10 protein-coding genes are annotated in these 19,299 nt (G+C 50.5%); all 10 read right to left on the bottom strand.

Translation table 11 applies throughout. The features are described 5' to 3' along the window. Window positions 1-13: 13 nt before the first annotated feature. The gene (locus B160_RS0103970; protein ID WP_018626577.1) at window positions 14-1,453 is read right to left on the bottom strand and encodes a sulfatase; all 1,440 of its coding nucleotides are present in this window, start codon (window positions 1,451-1,453) and stop codon (window positions 14-16) included. 224 nt (window positions 1,454-1,677) lie between these two features. After that, a complete protein-coding gene (locus tag B160_RS0103965; protein WP_018626576.1) occupies window positions 1,678-3,087 on the bottom strand; it encodes a sulfatase in 1,410 nt (469 codons plus the stop codon). A gap of 51 nt (window positions 3,088-3,138) precedes the next feature. Beyond that, window positions 3,139-4,407 carry a sialidase family protein gene (locus tag B160_RS28355; protein ID WP_018626575.1) on the bottom strand — a complete coding sequence of 423 codons (1,269 nt, stop codon included), beginning with the start codon at window positions 4,405-4,407 and terminating at the stop codon, window positions 3,139-3,141. 32 nt (window positions 4,408-4,439) lie between these two features. After that, window positions 4,440-6,350, bottom strand: a complete 1,911-nt coding sequence (locus tag B160_RS0103955; RefSeq protein WP_169539985.1) for a sialidase family protein — start codon at window positions 6,348-6,350, stop codon at window positions 4,440-4,442. A 152-nt stretch (window positions 6,351-6,502) separates the two neighbouring features. Beyond that, a complete protein-coding gene (locus B160_RS0103950) occupies window positions 6,503-8,080 on the bottom strand; it encodes a RagB/SusD family nutrient uptake outer membrane protein (RefSeq protein WP_018626573.1) in 1,578 nt (525 codons plus the stop codon). 18 nt (window positions 8,081-8,098) lie between these two features. Next, a complete protein-coding gene (locus B160_RS0103945) occupies window positions 8,099-10,912 on the bottom strand; it encodes a SusC/RagA family TonB-linked outer membrane protein (RefSeq protein WP_018626572.1) in 2,814 nt (937 codons plus the stop codon). Window positions 10,913-10,929: 17 nt separating this feature from the next. Continuing rightward, window positions 10,930-12,390 carry a fasciclin domain-containing protein gene (locus B160_RS0103940; RefSeq protein WP_018626571.1) on the bottom strand — a complete coding sequence of 487 codons (1,461 nt, stop codon included), beginning with the start codon at window positions 12,388-12,390 and terminating at the stop codon, window positions 10,930-10,932. Beyond that, the gene (locus B160_RS0103935; protein WP_018626570.1) at window positions 12,390-13,940 is read right to left on the bottom strand and encodes a RagB/SusD family nutrient uptake outer membrane protein; all 1,551 of its coding nucleotides are present in this window, start codon (window positions 13,938-13,940) and stop codon (window positions 12,390-12,392) included. The genes B160_RS0103940 and B160_RS0103935 overlap by 1 nt, the downstream gene beginning before the upstream one ends. A 23-nt stretch (window positions 13,941-13,963) precedes the next feature. Continuing rightward, window positions 13,964-17,185 (bottom strand): SusC/RagA family TonB-linked outer membrane protein, encoded by a 3,222-nt coding sequence (locus B160_RS0103930; protein WP_018626569.1) that lies wholly within the window; start codon window positions 17,183-17,185, stop codon window positions 13,964-13,966. Between the two features lie 22 nt (window positions 17,186-17,207). Then, the gene (locus B160_RS0103925) at window positions 17,208-19,148 is read right to left on the bottom strand and encodes a fasciclin domain-containing protein (protein WP_018626568.1); all 1,941 of its coding nucleotides are present in this window, start codon (window positions 19,146-19,148) and stop codon (window positions 17,208-17,210) included. Window positions 19,149-19,299 lie beyond the last annotated feature (151 nt).

Raw genomic sequence — 19,299 nt, 5'->3', positions numbered from 1 at the left:
AAAACGCTGTCTTCTATTTCCGGTTCCGGTACTGTTCAAGCAGCCTTCCCAATTTATCTTCGATCTTTTTGTAGCTCCGGCGGCCGGCAAGATTGACCGTCTCCACCGGATCCTGATGCACATCGTAAAGCTCCCGGGACTCGATAACATTATCTTTTAAACGATACCAAACCGTATAACGCCAGGACTGATCCCGGACGGTGTACCCCATATGCGTGGGGCGGCCGGATGTGATCGCTTTATAAGGTCTGCAAAACTGGCTGTAGGCCTTGTGGTCCCATTTCCTGGCCGGGTCTGCTAATAACGGAACCAGGCTTTTTCCGCTCAATGCCCGGGACGGACGGATACCACACAGCTCTATAAGCGTGGGGTACAGATCCACCGCTTCTACAATGGCATCTGTGGCCGCACCGGCCGTACGGACGGAGGGCGCCGAAAGGATCATCGGGATTCGGTCATCCAGCTCAAAGTTGGTGGATTTACACCACAGCCCCTGCTCTCCCAGATGGTAACCATGGTCTCCCCAAAGCACGATGATAGTCTGCTCCCGAAGGCCCAGGCGGTCCAGTTCATCCAGGACCCTTCCGATCTGAACATCCACGTAGCTTACACAGGCATAATAAGCCCGTCTTAATGCTGCGGCTGTATCGCCCGCCAGGGGTCCTGCATCAGGAATGTCGGAATATCCCCTTAATTCCTGCCATTGATGAAAGGCAATTTCCGGAGCGTCCCGGGGTTTCTCCTTATGGGCAACTGTGGAAAAATCCGTATGCGCATACAGGTCCCAGTATTTTTGAGGCGCACAAAACGGAAGGTGCGGTTTTTTAAAGCCCGCTGCCAGGAAAAATTTTTTACCGTTACGCTTAAAATTTCTTAGCGCCCCGATCACGTCGTCCGCAATTTTTCCATCCGGGTATTTGTCATCGGGACCTTCGGTAAACTCATAGGATCCGGCCTTCCCCTTTTTTTTGTTCTGCGGAAGAAAATATTCGTCGCTGCGCACCGAAAGGTTTTGGACCGATGGTACGGACCAGGAAACTTCATCCTGGGTGCTTCTGGATCCGTGAAAAATTTTCCCGATCCCCATTGCCGTATAGCCCGCCTGTTTAAAGGCCTGGGGCAGTGTTACCACATCGGGGTTCTTTTCGCGGAAATGGGTTATAAGATCGGTTACCCCGGTTTCGTTGGGCCGAAGGCCTGTTAAAACAGACGCCCGGGAGGGATTGCAGACCGCCTGCTGGCAATAAGCCCGGTTAAACACGAGGGCACTGCCGGCCAACCGGTCTATATTCGGCGTGATGGCCTTTGCATCTCCATAGCAGCCCAGGTTGGGCCGCAGGTCGTCCACCGCTATAAAGAGTACGTTATAGGGTGGCTGCTGAACCGGTGTTCCGGCTGCAGCGGTCTTTAACATTAAAAAGGAAGCTACCAGGAGCATTCTGCTGATCATCATATCTGTTATTCTTTTTATTAAAGCGGTCCTGCCCATTCATTCCCCGACGCCGCCGTAAACAAACGATCAATAGCGCCCGGCCCGTTCAGGTCCGGTATCAAGGGCCGATACCTTAGATTGTCTTACTGAGCTCCCGCCCGGACAACATTTCTTTACGAAAGGAAGCGCTTCAGCAGAAGTTTATACAACTTCTATAACATCATAAGACCATTACCCGTTTCCTTCTATAGCAGATCGGCCACCTGCGCTGCATGCTGCTGCGGCACAAACTTTTTTAGCCGGTCGCACACTTCCCTGTACTGCTTTATTCCTGCAAGGTTATTCCATTCATTGGGATCATGATGATGATCATATAATTCTTCCGGGCCATCGGCATATTGAATGTAACGCCACTGCTCTGTGCGGATGGCATGATTCCCTTTCATATAGGTCATTAATGCCGGAGGAATTTTTACTGATGTATCTTTTAATAAGGGCACCAGGCTGAAGCCGTCCGCCTGCGCACGAATTTTAAGACCCGCCAGCTCGCACAGTGTGGGATAAATAGTGGTCATATCAACCGGCTTGCTGATCACGCTATGCGGTTGGGTAATACCGGGCGCAATAATGACAAAGGGAATATGGGTTGTTTTTTCCCAAAGCGCAAACTTCTCAAAATGCTGCTTCTCTCCAAGGTGAAAACCGTGATCCGACCACAATACAACAATGGTATTCTCTTTATAAGCGCTTCTTTCCAGCGCATCAATGATCTTCCCGATCATGGCATCGGCAAATGAGGCACAGGCCTGGTAGGCCTGTACATAGCCCCTGTAGGCCGAAGGAGCCTGCTGCCCTGCCTTCACCATTCCTTTCCAGAACCAATCGCTGGGCCCCAGCAGTGTTTTTGCGCCTTCCGGCAGGTCGTTGGTATCGTCAGCCGGCAGCGCAGGCATCACAAGATCTTTTGTGGGGTATTTTTCAAAAAATTCCCCGGGGGCAAAAAAGGGCGAATGCGGTTTGTAAATGCCCACATTTAAGAAAAAGGGCTGGTTAAATTGCTGGTTCAGCTTATCGATCGCATATTCTGCGGTTCTGAAATCCGCCGTTTTCCGGATATCATCCGGCCAGGGACCCCAATCCGTATTCCGGGAGCCATACCCTTCCAGGCCGTTCAACTTCTTGGGCGGATACGGTTCGTTGATCGCCATCATAAGGTATTCGTCAAAGGAGGCGTTATCATGAAATGCCCAGTCGTTATGATGATGGAAGATCTTCCCCGATCCGCAAACAAAATAGCCATTCTCTTTAAAATACCGCTGTATTGTTTTTGCACCCGGCAATGCTTTTCTCCAATCCGAGCTGTTGCCGTAAATACCTGTTTTGTGAGGCCGGGTCCCCGTCATCACAGAAGCCCGGGACGGATTGCATGCCGGCGAGGAAGCATAGGCATGCGTAAAGAAAGCGCCCTTCTGTGCCAGGCGCTCAACATTGGGCATCCGGATCGGATTGCGCTGATCAAACAAGGTGGTCCAGTCGTTCAGGTCATCCACTGTTATAAAGAGTATATTGGGTTTTGTACCCACCTGCGAAAAGGATCTCCCGCTTACCAGGAGGATCAATGCCAGTAGTATTGTATGTAATGTACCTGCTTTCATAAATAACCGGTTTCTGATTTCCTGGTTCCGGTGCGGCTGTGCCGGAGGATTTTATTGCTTTACCCATTCCAGGCTAAACCGGTGAAAGTCGATGGAAAAACTTTTTTCCGCCACCGGTGCTTTTTTTACGTTATGATTAAACTCCGTCAGGGCTCCAATAAAGCCATCTGCTGTTTTTATCATGCTGGAGTAGCCCCCGTACCCGTTGCAGAGGCTGTCTCTGTTTACTTCCGGATAAAGCAGCCGGGCATATTTCCAGGAAGCCCCGTCATCTTCACTCATCCGTACCGTCATCAGGCACCTGTTTGCTGTTCCGTCTTTCTCGCTCTGCGCCGGGTTTAAGAACAGCAGCACATTGGGTGAAAAAGCATAGCGCAGCACCGATGCCTGACAGCGCGGATCCGGTAAATGCGGATCCGCAGCAAATGCGGCAAACCCCTGTTCTATGCTGCCCCGGGAAACAAACCTTGTATGACTCCCGGACCAGCGGGCGCCCACGCCCCGGTCGTTGCGCAGGAGCAGACCGTTGGAGAGCTCTGCAACCGTTCCCTCAAAGGTACCGGGTGGTATCAGCTGGTATTTCCAGGTGGCGCCGTGGTCATCACTGTAAATATTCCGCCGGCCGGCCGGTACGATCAGCCTGCCCCTGTATTTTCCCTGTACGACCTGGATACCGATCCCCGGTCCTACCGCATCCCACTTGTAGGCAGGTGGTACCAGTTCTGCGGTACGGTCAACAGGCGGCGCCCAGCTCAGGCCATTATCATCGCTGTAGGTCGTAAAAAGCTTTCGCTGTCCCCAGGCGTCGATGGGCATGAATTGTTTCCCGTTGAAACGGCCTCCGTGCTGACTGTGATTTTCATCATTCCAGGAAAGGAAAAGCCAGATGCGCCCGCTTTGTTCATCGGTCAGCGCAACCGGGTTGCCCCAGGTGCCTTCCCCTTCTGAAACAATCACCTTCAGCTTTGACCAGGAGTTCCCGTTATCATACGAGATCTTACAGACCAGGTCGATATCCCCATAATCCAATACCGAATGTTTCCTGCCTTCCGCAAAAGCGACCAGGTTGCCATTTTTTGCGCGGGCCAGGCAGGGGATCCGATAGGTGTTATAGCCTTCCGTATGTGCTGCAAAGATCCGGACCGTTTTCATGGCCGGCTTCCCGGAAGCGATGCAGGCATCTGCATGCGGCCGCTGCCGGTACAGGGCAAAGCGGCTCCCGCCCGCCTGTGTACTGCAGGCCAAGGCCAGCAGCAGGAAACCATTCCGGGCCGGCCGCGCATTTTTTCTACTCCATAATTGTACGCGAAAAAATCCCATTCTTTTCAACGTTTTTTAACCGCCGCATCCCGTTACCTCCGGTACACTACAATACCTTCCTGCGGGCTTTCCACACCGCCTTCGCCCACGATCACCAATTTTCCGTCATTGGTAAACACCGCGTCCATATTGCCAATGGGATCACTGTAGCCACGGTAAGCGGTCCTGGTAAATAAAGGACCGGTTGATGTAAAGGAAGCGCCGTTATCCGTACTTTCAAACAGCACCGGCGTTATCCCAAAATTCGGCCCGTTATAGGTTTCGGGATCTTTTTGCCTTCCGGTAGCATTTGCAAAATAAATGGTCCCCTGCTGATTGCTGACGGCAATGCCAGCGTACATATGCCCGTTGCTCAAGGTGGCCGCACCCGCTGCAATCGGCACCGGGGCCGTCCAGGTTTCCCCTCCGTCGCTGCTGTAGGATACCAGCTTGCTTTGCGGAGAGGCATTCCCATGCGACAGGATCAGCATTAACCGGGCATCGGCAAGCTCCACAACCGAGCCGGCTGTAATATTGGATCCGCCAACCAGCTGACTGGTCCGCCAGCTGGCGCCCTGGTCATCGGACAATCCTACTTTTATGGAAGTACCCCCATAGATCAGGGGCATGACCAGCCGGTTCTTATAGGCCGCCGACCTTAATTCGATCCCGTGGCCGGAGCTGCTTTTCAAATAGCCTTTGCTGACATCCTTGAGTGACTCCGTGATGTTTACGGGCTGCGACCATGACAGACCGTTATCCGTAGAAACCGTCTGGTATAAGAGCTGCTCCGCCGGGTAGCTGAAGCTTCCGTTCTTCAGGCTGGTAGTCGTAAGCTTGCTGTAGTGCAGGATCATTTTACCTCCGGAGGTGGTCACTACCTGTGGAAAACCATAGGTATCGCCGCTGCCGGCACCCGCAATGACCGACACCTGCTGATCCCATGTTTGCCCGCCGGTGCCGGACCTGCTCATAATAATATCCGTGTTGCCTACCGGCATGGTATTCTGGGCTACCCGTTCTTCCGCAGAGGCCGGGTTGGAGCGTCCTTCTGCAAAAAGCAACAGGTCTCCATTTCCGGCTTTTACCAGGGCCGGCGCCTGTATCCGGTTGTAATCCTGCTGATGTTCGTGCAGGGCATAATCCACCGAATACATATCGGAACTTTCCACATAAAAATCATGCACCGTTACAAAGTTCCGCCAGGGCCGGATCTGCGGCGTAAAGTAATATGGATCCTCCCTTGAAATCTTAAATAAGAAACAAAGCGTACCATTCACTTTTATATAAAAGAGGTTATCATGGATCACCACTTCAATTTCTGCCGGCACACCAGGTATGATCACTTCATTGGCCGTAGGCCATCCCTGGTCCGGGCTTACCGTTGCCCCCAGTGTACCGTAGAGGTCCACAAAGAACATCGGCGCAATGCTGCTGTTGCCGTCCATCCCGAAAACGAATACCCCGCCTGTACTCCAGCTGGCCCCCAGCACCAGGCCGGCCGCCGTGCCGCTAAACGTGCCGAAGCTGACTTTAGCATACATATAGAAACTTTTGCCCGCTCCTACCGGTACAAAATATTTGGAATAGGCCCAGTTGTATTTATAGCTGTTGGGATCGCCTCCCAGATGATCGGCATCTGTAAGCGGGTAATAATTGCGGTGGGGGATCAGCCGCATGCCCGTGGGCTCCTGTACCCAGGAAACCGTATCGTGCATGGGCCTGTAGTCCGTATAGCCTTTAAACAGGATCTTTCCGAAATCCGGCACGTTGTCCTTCATCAGCCACACACCGGCCTGCCGGGTCTTATCAAAGGGAAAGGGCAGTGAGTCCACCACATTAACAAATGAAGTGTCTTCAAACGGACCCGGAAAGTCAAAGTGCTGCTCCTTATAACAGCCCGTTGTAAAAACAAACCCTAAAAGTGTCAACGACAGCGTCATAAATCTGACCATCTTTTTCATCAGTTTATTTTTTATGTTTTTTCTGATCTGATGGAATTGCGCATATACTCCTTTTCTTATTTGAGAATCATTGATCATGCTCCGTTCCATATATTAGTTTTTTTACAATCCGCCTGCTTCCTGCCGGCAAGCTGCTTTTAAAATCGTTTATCTTACTTCCACAACAGCGGATCGATGGACATATACCAATGGCCCTCATCCTGGAGCTGTGCTTCCACTTCTTCCCGTTTGGGAGAAGGATACTTGGATGCTACCGCCGCGGCCAGCTGGTTCTTACCCGATAACTTTGACCAAAGCATGAGATCATACCAACGTTTGCCTTCAAAAGCAAATTCCCTTGCTTTTTCTTTAAAGATCACATCCAGCATGTATTCCTTATTCCGGTAGTCCGTTTGGGCTGGATCCAACTCTTCCAGCCCTCTTGCTATCCGCAGCATGTTCACAAAATTGAAAGCCGTGGCGTAATCTTCCAGCATGAGGTCGGCCAGGGCTTTGATGAGGAAGGCATCTGCACTCCTGTAAAAAGGCCAGCTGGCATCGCTCTGATAGCCGGGGCGCATACTGATGCCATTATCCAGTCCGATGTATTTCCAGATCACGGTATCGCCATTGATCACTTTATAGCTGAACTCCGTACGGATATCGCCGCCTTCGTAAGAAAAGATGTTCCGGATCACGGTGGAGGCGGGCTTTAAATAATACCGGCCGCCATCCCCCGCAACCGAAGAGGTAAATTCCTGCAACCGGTTTGTTTCAAAACTATTTGGATACTTATATCCCAGCAAAAACAGGGAATGCAGGGAGGCGTAGGAACCGGTGAACTGGTTGATCCAGGTTCCGGAAGTGCTGAGGGTATGGTTGGAGTTCCTTACCGGTGAATTGGCAAAAGCGGAAGCCGCCTGGTATTTGCCCAGCCATAAGGCCAGTTCCGCAGCAAAGGTTGCCGCCATTACCTGCGATACCCTCCCATAGCGTTCCTGAGCAGGAAGCGAGTTCCTGTTCCACTGATAATTCAACGGCAATATACCCAGCACCGTAAGGGCATCATTGTAGATCATCTCCCATACTTCATCCCGGCTTTTGGGGTAATAATAGGTACCCCGGATCTCATCTGCCGGCAACGACCGGGTCTTGCGGATAAGGGTGTCGCCGGACTGATCCACATATTTTATCTGCTCGGCATAATCGGACAGGATCAGGGGGAACCGTTCAAAGTTCCGCACCAGTATATAATAGCAATACGCCCTCAACAAAAGTGCCTCCGCATAGAACGCACCGGCATCCCTTTCGAGGATCTTATCGTCGAGCCTTGCAACGGTATAAACTTTTTCCAGCTGCCGGTTGCACCGCGCAATGGTTTTATAAATACCGGCATAGCTGGTATAGGGATTTTCTTTACTGATGGTATTGGCAACAAATTCATTGATATAAGGGTCCGGCTCCGCCTGCCCGGTTGTAACCATGTCTGCCCGTGCATCTCCCCACAACAAAAACTTATGCACTTCTTTTGTCAGGGGCTCATACATACCGATCGCGCTGGCATTGAGGTCTTCCCGGTTCTTATTAAAATCTTCCTCCTTGATCACCGAATAAGGATCCACGTCGTAAAAGCTCTTGCAGCCCCCCAGCAGGAGGACGCCTGCAAAAAAACAGATATACCCGAAGAACCGCAGCCCCATCCTTTTACCTGCTGATCCGCTTCTGTGTATGCTTGTTTGCTCCTGATACATATTATTTTGTTTTTGCGCTTAAAGAGAAATTTTAACACCAACAATCAGGGATTTCGGAAGCGGGGACGTGCCAAAATCGATACCCCGCAACAGCACATCCGATGCCGATACCACTTCCGGATCCAACCCACTGTAGGAAGTGAAGGTAAACAGGTTCTCTCCCGAAATATTCACTTTCAGCCCTTTTATGAACGAAGTGCTTTTTTTCAGCGGCACATCATAGCTCAGTGTCAGCAGCTTCAGCCGGGTATAACTCCCGTCTTCCACCCACAGGTCGGAAGCCATGCCGTTAAAAGAAGGATCGCCATAGGCCGCCCGGCTCACCATGCCGTTTCCCGGCTCGGATCCGGATCGCCAGCGGCCGGCAACAGCAACCGACTGGTTGGAATAATCGCTCATTAAGTGCATTTGCTGGTTAAAGCTATTATAGATATCCTGGCCATAGGAGAAGGCAACCCGGGCTTCAAGCGAAAGCCTCTTGTAGCTCCAGTAAGAACCAAAACCACCATAGAGGTCCGGCAGCGGGCTACCAATTATCTGCCGGTCATTGGCATTGATCTTTCCATCCCCGTTGATGTCTTCTACGATATAGTCGCCCGGTTTATAATCAGTACCGTCAGATTTTTTGAGGTTAACTTCGGCAGCCGACCGGAATACGCCTGTGATGCGATAGCCATAAAACGAACCAATACCTTCCGATTCCCGGGCAATACCGCTTACATTTCCCAGGGTGCGTATGATGTCCCCGTTGTACAGCTCTTTTACCTTGTTATCCAGCGTGGAGGCATTGCCATAAATCATCCAGGAAAATTTGGGTCCCTCTACAATCTTTGCGTTCAACGTTACCTCTACTCCCTTTGAAGCGATCCTGCCGCTGTTCTCAAACTGCGGGTCCAGCCCCAGCTCCACCGGGAAGCTCCGGTAAGTGATCAGGTTATCGGTAACCCGCTGATAATAGCCGGCGTCAATTTGCAGCCGCTGGTTAAAAAGGCTGAACCGGACCCCTGCATCCAATGCATCCGTAACTTCCGGCCGTATCTGGTCATTGCCTACATTGCCAAGGTAAACCCCGCCGTAGCCAAAATAATGAACCGCGTAATATAAATTGTCCTGGTAATAACCGCGCACATCATAATTTCCCGTTCTCCCAAACCCGGCGCGCAGAGAGATGTTGTGTGGCCTTGAGCGTTCCAGCAGGTCCAGCTGCAGCTTTCCACCGCCATAGAGTCCCCAGCGGCCACCGGGCCCAAAATTGGAGGAACCTTCCGCAGCAACATTGGCGGCAACATACAACCGTTTCCACAGATCCACGGTTCCTGAAAAATAGAACCGGCTGAGATTGGAGCGGAACCGCACATTGGACGCACTGTCCACGATCCCCTGCTTTAAGGTTTCATAGTCATCCGTGCCGGCATTCACCTTTCTGCCAAAAAGTGCCTTATCTTCATACGTTTCTACCCAGGCCCCTAACTGGCCATTGTATTGAACGGCGTTGCCCCAATTTCCTGATTTGTTCAGGAACGAGTTCCAGATCAGCGTAAACTCGCTGGAGTTCCGGTTGGCATTCTGGCGGATCCGGTATTGATCCGGCACAATGCCCAGGGCAGGCCGGTACTGGTTCTCTTTCATATTATAATATCCCACAGACAGCGAGGACTGCAGGGCCAGTGTTTTGTCTATATGCCATTTTGCCGCGATGGTACCATCTACCCGGTTCTCTTCATTTTTATTTTTCATACGATCCACCAGCGCCCAGGGATTGCTTTTACCCAGCACATCCACATCCGCCAGCAGGTTGGTACGCACATCCTCATCATTATAGGCCTCTTTACCCAAAAAGGGCGCTTTGGATGCGGCAACAAATAAGGGATGGATGCCCCAGTCCGTACCTTCTTCCAGGTAGCGCGATCCGGTATTGGAATAACTGAGATTATTGCGGATCTCAAATTTCTGCGAGAGGTGATAATCCAGGTTGAAGCGCATGGTGGTGCGGTTAAAATCAGCCCCTTCCAGCGTTTCATCCTTACCGGTATAGCCGATGCTGAACATATAGTTGGCATCCGCAGAGCCGCCTTTTAATTTTATATGATAGTCGTTATACCGCGCCGGCCGGTCGATCATTTTGATCCAGTCTGTATGTTGATTATACTGTGCCAGCGAGGGATTGAATACGGGGTTGGCCGCTATATCTTCAGGCGTGGCGCCGTTTTCCGCCAGATATTGCTGCAGGTAATTTTTAAATGTAGCGCCGTCCATATGATCGATATCATACCGCGCCCGCATAAAGCCGGTGTTGGCGGTCACATCGATCTTGGTTCCCCCGAATACCCCGCGGTCGGTTGCCAAAAAAATGGCCCCGTTAGCGCCCCTTCCGCCAAGCGCGGACAGGTCTGCAGCATCTTTTAAAATGCTGACTGATTGGATGTCATGAATATTCAGGAATCCAAACCGTGTGGGCTCGTAGACAGAAAGGAAGGGCGCCAGCGATCTGGAATATTTAATGGGCAGGCCATCTACATATATTTGCGGGCCTGCGCTCAAATTGACCGTATTCACGCCCCTGATCATCAGTTGCGGGGCTGCTCCGATGGCGCCGGATTCCGTAACGTGTATGCCCGCCGTCCCGGACAATAACTCTGCAAAGGAAAGGGCATCGCTTTGCTGGGGTAGTGGCATCACGGGAACCGAATCGAGGATCCCCAGCTTGTCCATTCCGGTTACCTTCAACGTATCGCGATCCACTTCCTGAGCATGGGCATTCCATGAACCCGCAACAAGCAGGAGGACACCTACCCATTTGAAAAGTTTCATATCGTTCGAATTCTCTTTCATTAGCAATGTTTAATTAATCATTTTATCGGAATCAGTTCAAGCATGTCGCACAGCAGGTCACAGCAGTAGGAAGGATTGGAGTTGGAGCCAAACCCCGCAAAGGCAAAATAAAGCGTAACGTCCGACCTGTCGCTAACCGTAACTTCCCCGCAATTGTTATAGGAAAGATAGTCCCACTCTTCAAAGGCTCCATCGGCCTTGGCCATATTGACCATTTCATCAACAACCGTATTGTTATAGATGACAATATATTTACCACGGGTACCGCCGCCCCGGTGGATCATCCGGATCCGGTATTTACCGGCAGGCACATCCGGCACGGTCATATAAAAGTAATCGCCTACCTGGGTGGCATTGAAAGCCACGATCTTGCCCTCTTTATTCTGGTGATAGCTCTTAGTGCCGGTATTCAGGCTGATGGTTGCGGGCGCCACGGTAAATATATTCTGCTGCCCGTAGGGGCTGCCGGGCGGGTACAGGTTAAACCTAATGGTGGCCGGCACAGCATCCACAATTTCGAGTAAGGTATCCAGCGTATGAAAAATACCGTTGTTGCAAACCTGGTCAATACCCCAGGTTTTACTCTCGCTAAAAGGATATACTTCGTTGATATAATACCGGCCGTACGGGTCCACATTGAAGCTTAAGGCCTGCCGCTCCAGGAGCGGGTAAAAACGCTTTCCCGCCATCAGGTTCAGAAAATAACCGGAGTCCGCAACAATATGATATTTTACCCATTCCTCCAGATTGGGCAGGGCTTCTTTTGAAAAGTTGGACTTGGCCAGTGCCTGGTCCGATTCCACAAAAAGTGTGATGATGCTGTCTTTGAGATACCGGGTGTAACCGGTTTCATCAAAAATACCGAGCATGGTATTGTATTGCCCGCTTTGCTTCAGGGTTTCATAGACGCTGTTAAAAGGGGGTTTCAGTACATTATCGACAATATCAATATAACCGTTGGTCAATTCAATATTGCCCTCAACAATGGTTGTTGTATTGTTCAGGCGAATTGAGCTGTAGGATTCGCTCATATCCGCAATGAGGTATTTGTTCTGGTAAACGGTAGGAACGGGTAAGGGACCAAATTCAAATTCATTGGAATTGATCTTCTGGTTCAACAAGTGATAACGGAAATAGCTCAGCCAGAATTCCTTGCTCCGGTCCTGTACAGAAGTCACCGGCGTTCCTTCCGCGCTCAGGCTTTTAAACAGGGCTTCGAAGGCGGCATTGTTGGGTGCAAATACGGTATAGGCGCCGGCGGTCTTTAACAGGTTCCGCTGGCCCGTATAATCGATCAGTTCCCTGAACGTACTCAGGTCTTCCCGCTTGTCAATGTAATCCATGATCTGGATCTCATCATTGGAATCATACCGTGCCCCGGACAGCTCCCGGTTGCAGGAATAAAATGCTGCCCAACAGATCAGCACGCCTATTAACACATAAAACCTGTTCATATCCTTATGTTTAATAATTTTCATTACCTGTTTTTATAATAGTCCTTTTGTACCAGGGCCGGATTGTTTTCGATCTCCGTTTTATTATAAGGTAAAAACCAGCTTTCGGGATTCAGCAACCGCGCCCTGATCACCTGGTAGGAATAGCCCATTGAATTATTGGTGGCGGATTTAGTGAGCAATGCATCGGCCATGCCCGGTCTTCTTGCGATGCGCACCGCAGCAAACCACTCCTTTCCTTCAAAACCCAGCTCGGCCTCCCGCTCCATTAAGAGCCGGGAGAAAAATTCAACGCCTTCGCCCGATTCGCCGGTGGACAATAACGGAACATTGCAATGTTCCCGGATCAGGTTGAGCATCTGCTCCGCTTCCGGATAACGGTTCAGCATTGCATAGGCCTCCGCTTTCATAAAGAGTATTTCGCGATACCTGTAAAGAATATAATTGGCCAGCCGGCGGTCATTGGGCGGGCGGTACGATTGCTGATAGGCCTGCTGCCCCAAAAATTTATACACTTCCCAGCCGGACCCAAAACTCCCGGAAACATTGCTGCTCCTGCGGTAGGCGGAAAAATCCTTATAGCGTATCGTATCCGAGCTGGTATATTCCGGTAAGGTTGTAGGATACAACACCTCCTCGTTGGCCAACTGCACATTTACGGAGTTAGCCAGGTACATGGTGCCTGCAGATGCAGGACCTGAATAATAGGCAAACCAGCCATACAGCGGTGAGCCGGGGCCCGTTGGCTTGTATTGCAGTTCCAGGATGCTTTCCGGCGAATTGCCGGGGTTGAAGATCGTGTACCATTCAAACGGGCCTACCAGCCGGGATGCATACTGTTGATCGAGTGATGCGCAAAGGTCCAGGACGCCCTGGTAATCATTTCTCCAGAGTTTTACATCTGCCCACAAAGCCCTTACCGCATTCTTCGTTACCCGCCCGTATTTTTTATCGGCATCATCAAAAGCGTCCGGGCACTGCTTGAGCGCTACTTCCAGGTCCGACTCAATAAAATCCAGCACTTCTTCCTCAGCAGCCGCCGCCGTATTTACCTGCTGATTATCCGATTCATATGGCTCTTTGATCAGCGGTACTTCCTTAAAGGCCCTCACCAGGTAAAAATAATCCAAGGCCCGTAAGGCATATGCTTCGCCCAGCATGCTGTTCAATTCCGTTTCTTTAAAGGTGGGATCCGTATTGAGCGCCAGGGGTGCATTTTTTATGAAGGCATTGATCCAGCCGATCGATTTATAAACGGAGGACCAGGACAGCAGTGTATTGTCCGGGTACAGATCCTGCGAAAGGAACTGCCGGTGGTTGGCCGTAAATGCATCGCCGGACCCCGGCTTATACAGGCTGGAGCGGATATCGCCCCAAACATGAAAAGAAGAAACATTGTTCTGGATGGATGTGTATAACCCGGTAAGCGAAGCGGATACCTGATCCCGGTTCTTCCAGAATTCGCTGTGCACCAGGTTATCCGGCTGATCCACTTCCAGGATCTTATTGCAGGAAAAAGATGCACCTGCCATTACAAGGATCCCCAGTAAACCCAATTTTAATTTTATATTCATATCGTACAATTGGCTGCCAAGTTTTAAAAAGAAAGATTTAATCCCGCTGTGAATTGCCTGGCGGGGGCAGTGGCGCTATTATCGATACCAAACAAAGCCACGCTTCCCGTAATCGGCACCTCGGGGTCCAGTCCTTTATAATGCGTCCAGGTATAAAGGTTATAACCCGTTACAAAAAAGCCCACCTGCTGGATGCCCAGTCCCAGCCGCTGCACAAAACGCTTACCGGCATTGTAGGTCAGCGAAACCGTTTTCAGCCGTACATACGATCCATCCTCTACCCAACGGGTGGATGCCGCACTATTGTGCTCGTTATCCGGCTGCGCACGCGGCATGTCGGTAATATCTCCCTGCCGCCTCCACCGGGACAGGATGGACCGGGACTGGTTGTGCGAGTACAGCATCCGCTCCATGGATAACCGCGTGGCATTAATAACATCATTTCCCGTCTGGTACTGCAGGTTTACGGTAAAGATCCAGTTCTTATAATTAAACGTATTGTTCCAGCCGCCGAAGAAAAGAGGGTTGGCATCTCCGATCTGCACGCGGTCCAGCTCGTTGATGACCCCATCTCCGTTCACATCATCATAGATCATATCGCCTCCTTTCAGCTGTAGGCCGGTAACCGATCCGAACCGCATGTATTTGGGAGTGGTCCCATCAGCCTCGTAAATAATATTACCCGCGTCATCGCGCAGGATGGCATCGGCATCCCTGGAATACACGCCCAGTGCGCGATACCCGTAGAATCCGCCGATCACATCCCCTTCCTGAAGCTTGGAGGTGAAGCCCCACTGGCTGACACTAAATGCATTTTCATCAAACAATTCAGGAAGCTTCAGGAGTTTGTTCTTGTTGGTAGCAATATTGAAGAACGACTTCCACCGCAGCTTATTTTCGCCCCCCTTCAGAATCACGCCGGTGATCCCCAGTTCCCATCCGGAGTTGCGGACCGTTCCGAAGTTGATGTACTCCGAAGCATAGCCCAGCGTGGAGGAGAGCCGCTCCTGCAATAACAGGTTGTTGGTGGTACGGGAATAAAAATCAAGTTGGCCCGTCAGCCGGTCCCTGAAAAAACTCCAGTCCAGCCCCAGGTTGTATTCTGAAGTGCGTTCCTCCCGGATATTGTCGCTGGCAAATTTTGACGGATAGGTGTACGTTTCTCCCAGGTACCCGGTGCCCGTACCGTATGCGATGTCATAGAGATTATCAATATTGGGCAGATTACCCGTAACCCCAAAGGCAAACCGGGGTTTTATAAACGATATCCATTCGGCATCCTTCAAAAAGGATTCCCGGCTGATATCCCAGGCTGCGCCCACTGCGGGAAAGACCGAATAGGGATTGTCTGCACCATACCTGGAATCGCCCTCCGACTTTCCGGTCAGCGTTAAAAAATAGCGGTCCTTCAGCGCATAATGCCCCTGTACAAACATGCCCAGGTACTTACGCGTGCCATAGGTGCCCGTAGCGCTTGAGATGATGGCTGCCGCATCCGCGGACTTTAACTCGGGAGAGGCGCCGTTATAATATTCCAGAGATGTTGAATTGTCCCTGTCCAGGTTGTAGGTAAGTACCCCCGTAAAGGTAAGGCGATGATCACCGCTGCGGATGGCCGACCAGGTCAACCGGTTGTTATTATTGATCATCAGCTGGTAGCCTTCCGTTTGCATACCCGCATTGTACAATACTTCATTGGGGATGGCATCCGTGGCATACCCCGGTAAAAAATATTCATCTGCCGACTCCCTGAAATCGGCCGATACCTGGCTTCTGAAATCCAGGTTCTTGAGGATCTTAAAATCTACAGAAGTGGAAGCCATGAAACGGTTGGCCCGGGTATTATAAGTAGAATAGTCGATAATGGCCAGCGGGTTGTATCTCGAATGTGAAGAAACCCCTATTGTCCTGTCTACAAAATAGTTTAACCCGTTCCTGGAATAAATGGGGAAATAAGCAGGCGTTTGCCGTGCAAAAAGCATCGGGTTGATATCCGTTGACGTAATGGGATGGTCCTGGCCCCGCTTATCCGTAAGCGAATTGGTATAGTTCAGATCCGCTGTGATCTTTAACCGGTCCGATACATTATAATTCAGGTTGAACCGGGTATTGAACCGGTCATAACCGGTTCCTTTTGTGGTACCGTATTGATTGGCATAACCCAACCCCCAATAGTAACTAAGCCGGTCTCCCCCACCGCTCAGAGCGGTATTGTATTGCTGATAGAATCCTTTCCGTGTGATGGCATCCACCCAGTCCGTATTGTTGTTAAAGATCCATGCATCCGTCCTGGTAAGATCTCCCCGCAGCTCGGGCAGGGTCGTTCCTTTATCCACACCACCCGTGGTCTTCTCTAAATAATAGATCCGCTGTTCGTCGCCGGATAACATGGGGATCGTACGAGGCACTTCCGTAAGGGTATATTTGGTGTTGAACTGAAATTTGGGCTTTCCCTTTTTGCCTCTCTTGGTCTGGATCACGATCACCCCATTGGCGCCGCGCGAACCATATAAGGCGGTTGCGGAAGCATCTTTGAGAATATCGATCGAAGCAATGTCCGACGGATCCAGGTCCCCGATAGGGCTAAACCCAAAATCGGTAATGCTGGCCACCTTGTAGTCGTTTCCGATAATTTCCGCACCATCAACGATCCACAACGGATCGTTCATCCCCGAGATGCTGGATATACCCCTGATCCGGATACTGGCCGCCGCACCCGGATCCCCGCTTGCAGCCACCACCTGTATCCCGGGGGCCATGCCCTGTAACAGCTGGTCCACACTGGTAACCGGCATTTTGTCCGTATTGGCCAGATCCACAGAAGCAATGGCACTGGACAGTTCACGCCGGTCTATCGACAAAAAGCCCAGGTCCGCTTTCTTCTTGATCGCTGCAACTACCTGCACCTCGTCCATAGCACCGCTGTCGGCTGCCATATATACGGTAAAAAAGGATTTGTCCGAAAGCGCAAATTCCTGTGTCTGGTACCCGAGACTGGAAAATGCGACCCTTGCTGCGCCGGGAGCGCTCCGGATCTCGAACTTGCCTTCGGTATTTGTTTTATTTCCTTTCAGGGCAAGATTATTGGCATTTACCAGCATGACCGATACATCTGCAAGCGGCCGGTTTGTTTTTTTATCATACACGATCCCCCTGATAACGGCCTCTTCCTGAGCATTCAAAATGAAACCGGAGATGATCGCTATAAAAAACAGCACCCCTTTTCTTAAAAAGTTATCAAGCATAACCTTTGCAATCGTTTAGTTTTTAAAATACACTGTTCACTTTATGAATAACCCCATTGTTTCCCTGGATATTGGCAACGGCAGGCGTGATCGTTTTTCCTGCCCCGTTGGTAACCGTAAACGTTTGCCAGGCACCATTGATCTGCAACATTTCATTATTCTTATCGGCAATCTGCCCGTTAAATTCTCCATCCGTAAATACATACCGGTTGGGTATCACATAGGATTGCACAAATGCCCGGGCAGCATCCGCATTCATGGCCGCCACGTTGATCCCTGCTGTTGTAAGTGCCTGGTTTGTGGGAGCCAGCACCGTATAGCTGAAAAAGCCTGTTAACCTTAATTGTGAGGCAATACCCGAACGGTCCAGTGCCGTAATGAACAAGGACAGGTCCGGCTGTTTCTTCATTACATTGTACACTGTAAGGGTGTCGCTTATTTTGTCGATCGGGTTCAGAAAGCCATCGATCTGGTAGATCGCCCCGTTTGCGCCATTCCATTCCGGATCGGAAGACACCAGGCCCACCGAGTGTCCTGTATAATCATAGAACCGCCCGTTCTCATAATACACATATCCATAGCCGGTGGGATAAAACCGTTTACGAAAGCCTCCGTCTTCCCGTACATCAATGTTAAAAATACCGGCTTTGCATTGCTGTTTCCGCCATTCCAGGTCCTTCTGGTTCAGATCTTCCGCCAATGGAACGCCCCATACCTCATCGGACTGTATGAGCATGGTTTTGGGGCTGTGCTGGTAATAGAGTATATCGTATAGCCCTTCGTTCACCCCTGCATTGGAAACCATCCAGTACCACTGGCTGAATTTTTTATACTTTAAAAGAATGCCGCCCATCACGCTGTGCATTTCCGGAGACAGCAATACTTTATTGACTTTATAGATGATACTGTTGCTGGCGCGAACGGAACCCGTGATCAGCGAAGGCACATCTGCGATCATGCGCGTATATCCTGCCAGGGTACGCCAATCCGGGTCCATCCGCTTAAGATCGCTCAGGTACCAGATATTATCCACGATGGTGGCGCGGATCAGCGAATACATGACCGGCTTGGGCACCGAATCGAGCGTATTGTCGATCGCTCCCATATACGGTTCAAAGTATTTTTTGATGGCTTCATTGGTAGGCACCAGGAGTGTGGTAATGGTGCCTTCATCCGCCAGGTTGCGCCCAAAGGAGAAGGATTTGTACAACGTGGTATCCACCCAGCCAAACTCATCCTTTTGCCCCAGCACATATTGCACATGCTTTTCCAGCCAGGAGCTGAAAATCGTTGTTTCAGTATCTGCTGCCAGCGCTTCATCCGCCCGGAGCGTTACTTCCAGGGGTGCGCCCAGCACATGGATCACACCGTTGCTGGCATCAATGTCCGGTTCCGAGATCACTACCCCGTCCGCTATGAAAGAAGCTTCTCCTTTATCTGAAGGATAGAGGCTTAAATAATCACTCATCTGGTTCTCAAAAAAGGACGACGAAAAAAGCTGGATGTGCTTGCCGGGAATATTCCCCTCTGTGCGGGTCGTAAAATTTGTAGCCCGGCTCTTCCCGATCAGCGATGTAGCGGCGTTATAGATCTTGTTGATATCATACTCATAATACATCCCGTTGATAAAATGGTAATTGATATACTTGCGCAGCAAGGCTTCGGGAACCTGGTCGATGGAGTTGTACCCCAGTTTCGAAAAATACAGGGTTACCTGATCATCTGCCGGGGCCAGGCAGGTATAGATGGCCGAGCTGCCCAGGGTTTTCCGAAGATTTACTTTATCAATGATCCGGACAAACAACGAAAAACGTCCGTCCGCCTCCAGTACTTCAATAATATTTTTATCGAGCTCGCTTTTGGGATTATAATACTGATTCAGCTCCTTCGTGCACGAAACAAACAGCAGGCTGAACAGGAACCAGCTGCTCCAGAAAGTAAGCAGTTTCTTATACATTTTCATACGCAAACATTTGCTGTTATAATAAGACCTTTAACCACAGGTACAGGCCTGTTCTATTTTAAATAAGCAATCAGCCCTGATTCCTTTTTTCAAATAACATTTGTAGTAATGTTCTACAAAACTATTTTTTATTTATTGCTGACCAAATTTT

Origin of the sequence: Niabella aurantiaca DSM 17617 (genome assembly GCF_000374125.1) — a bacterium.
GTDB lineage: Bacteria > Bacteroidota > Bacteroidia > Chitinophagales > Chitinophagaceae > Niabella > Niabella aurantiaca.
This window is presented reverse-complemented; position numbering and strand designations above follow the sequence as displayed.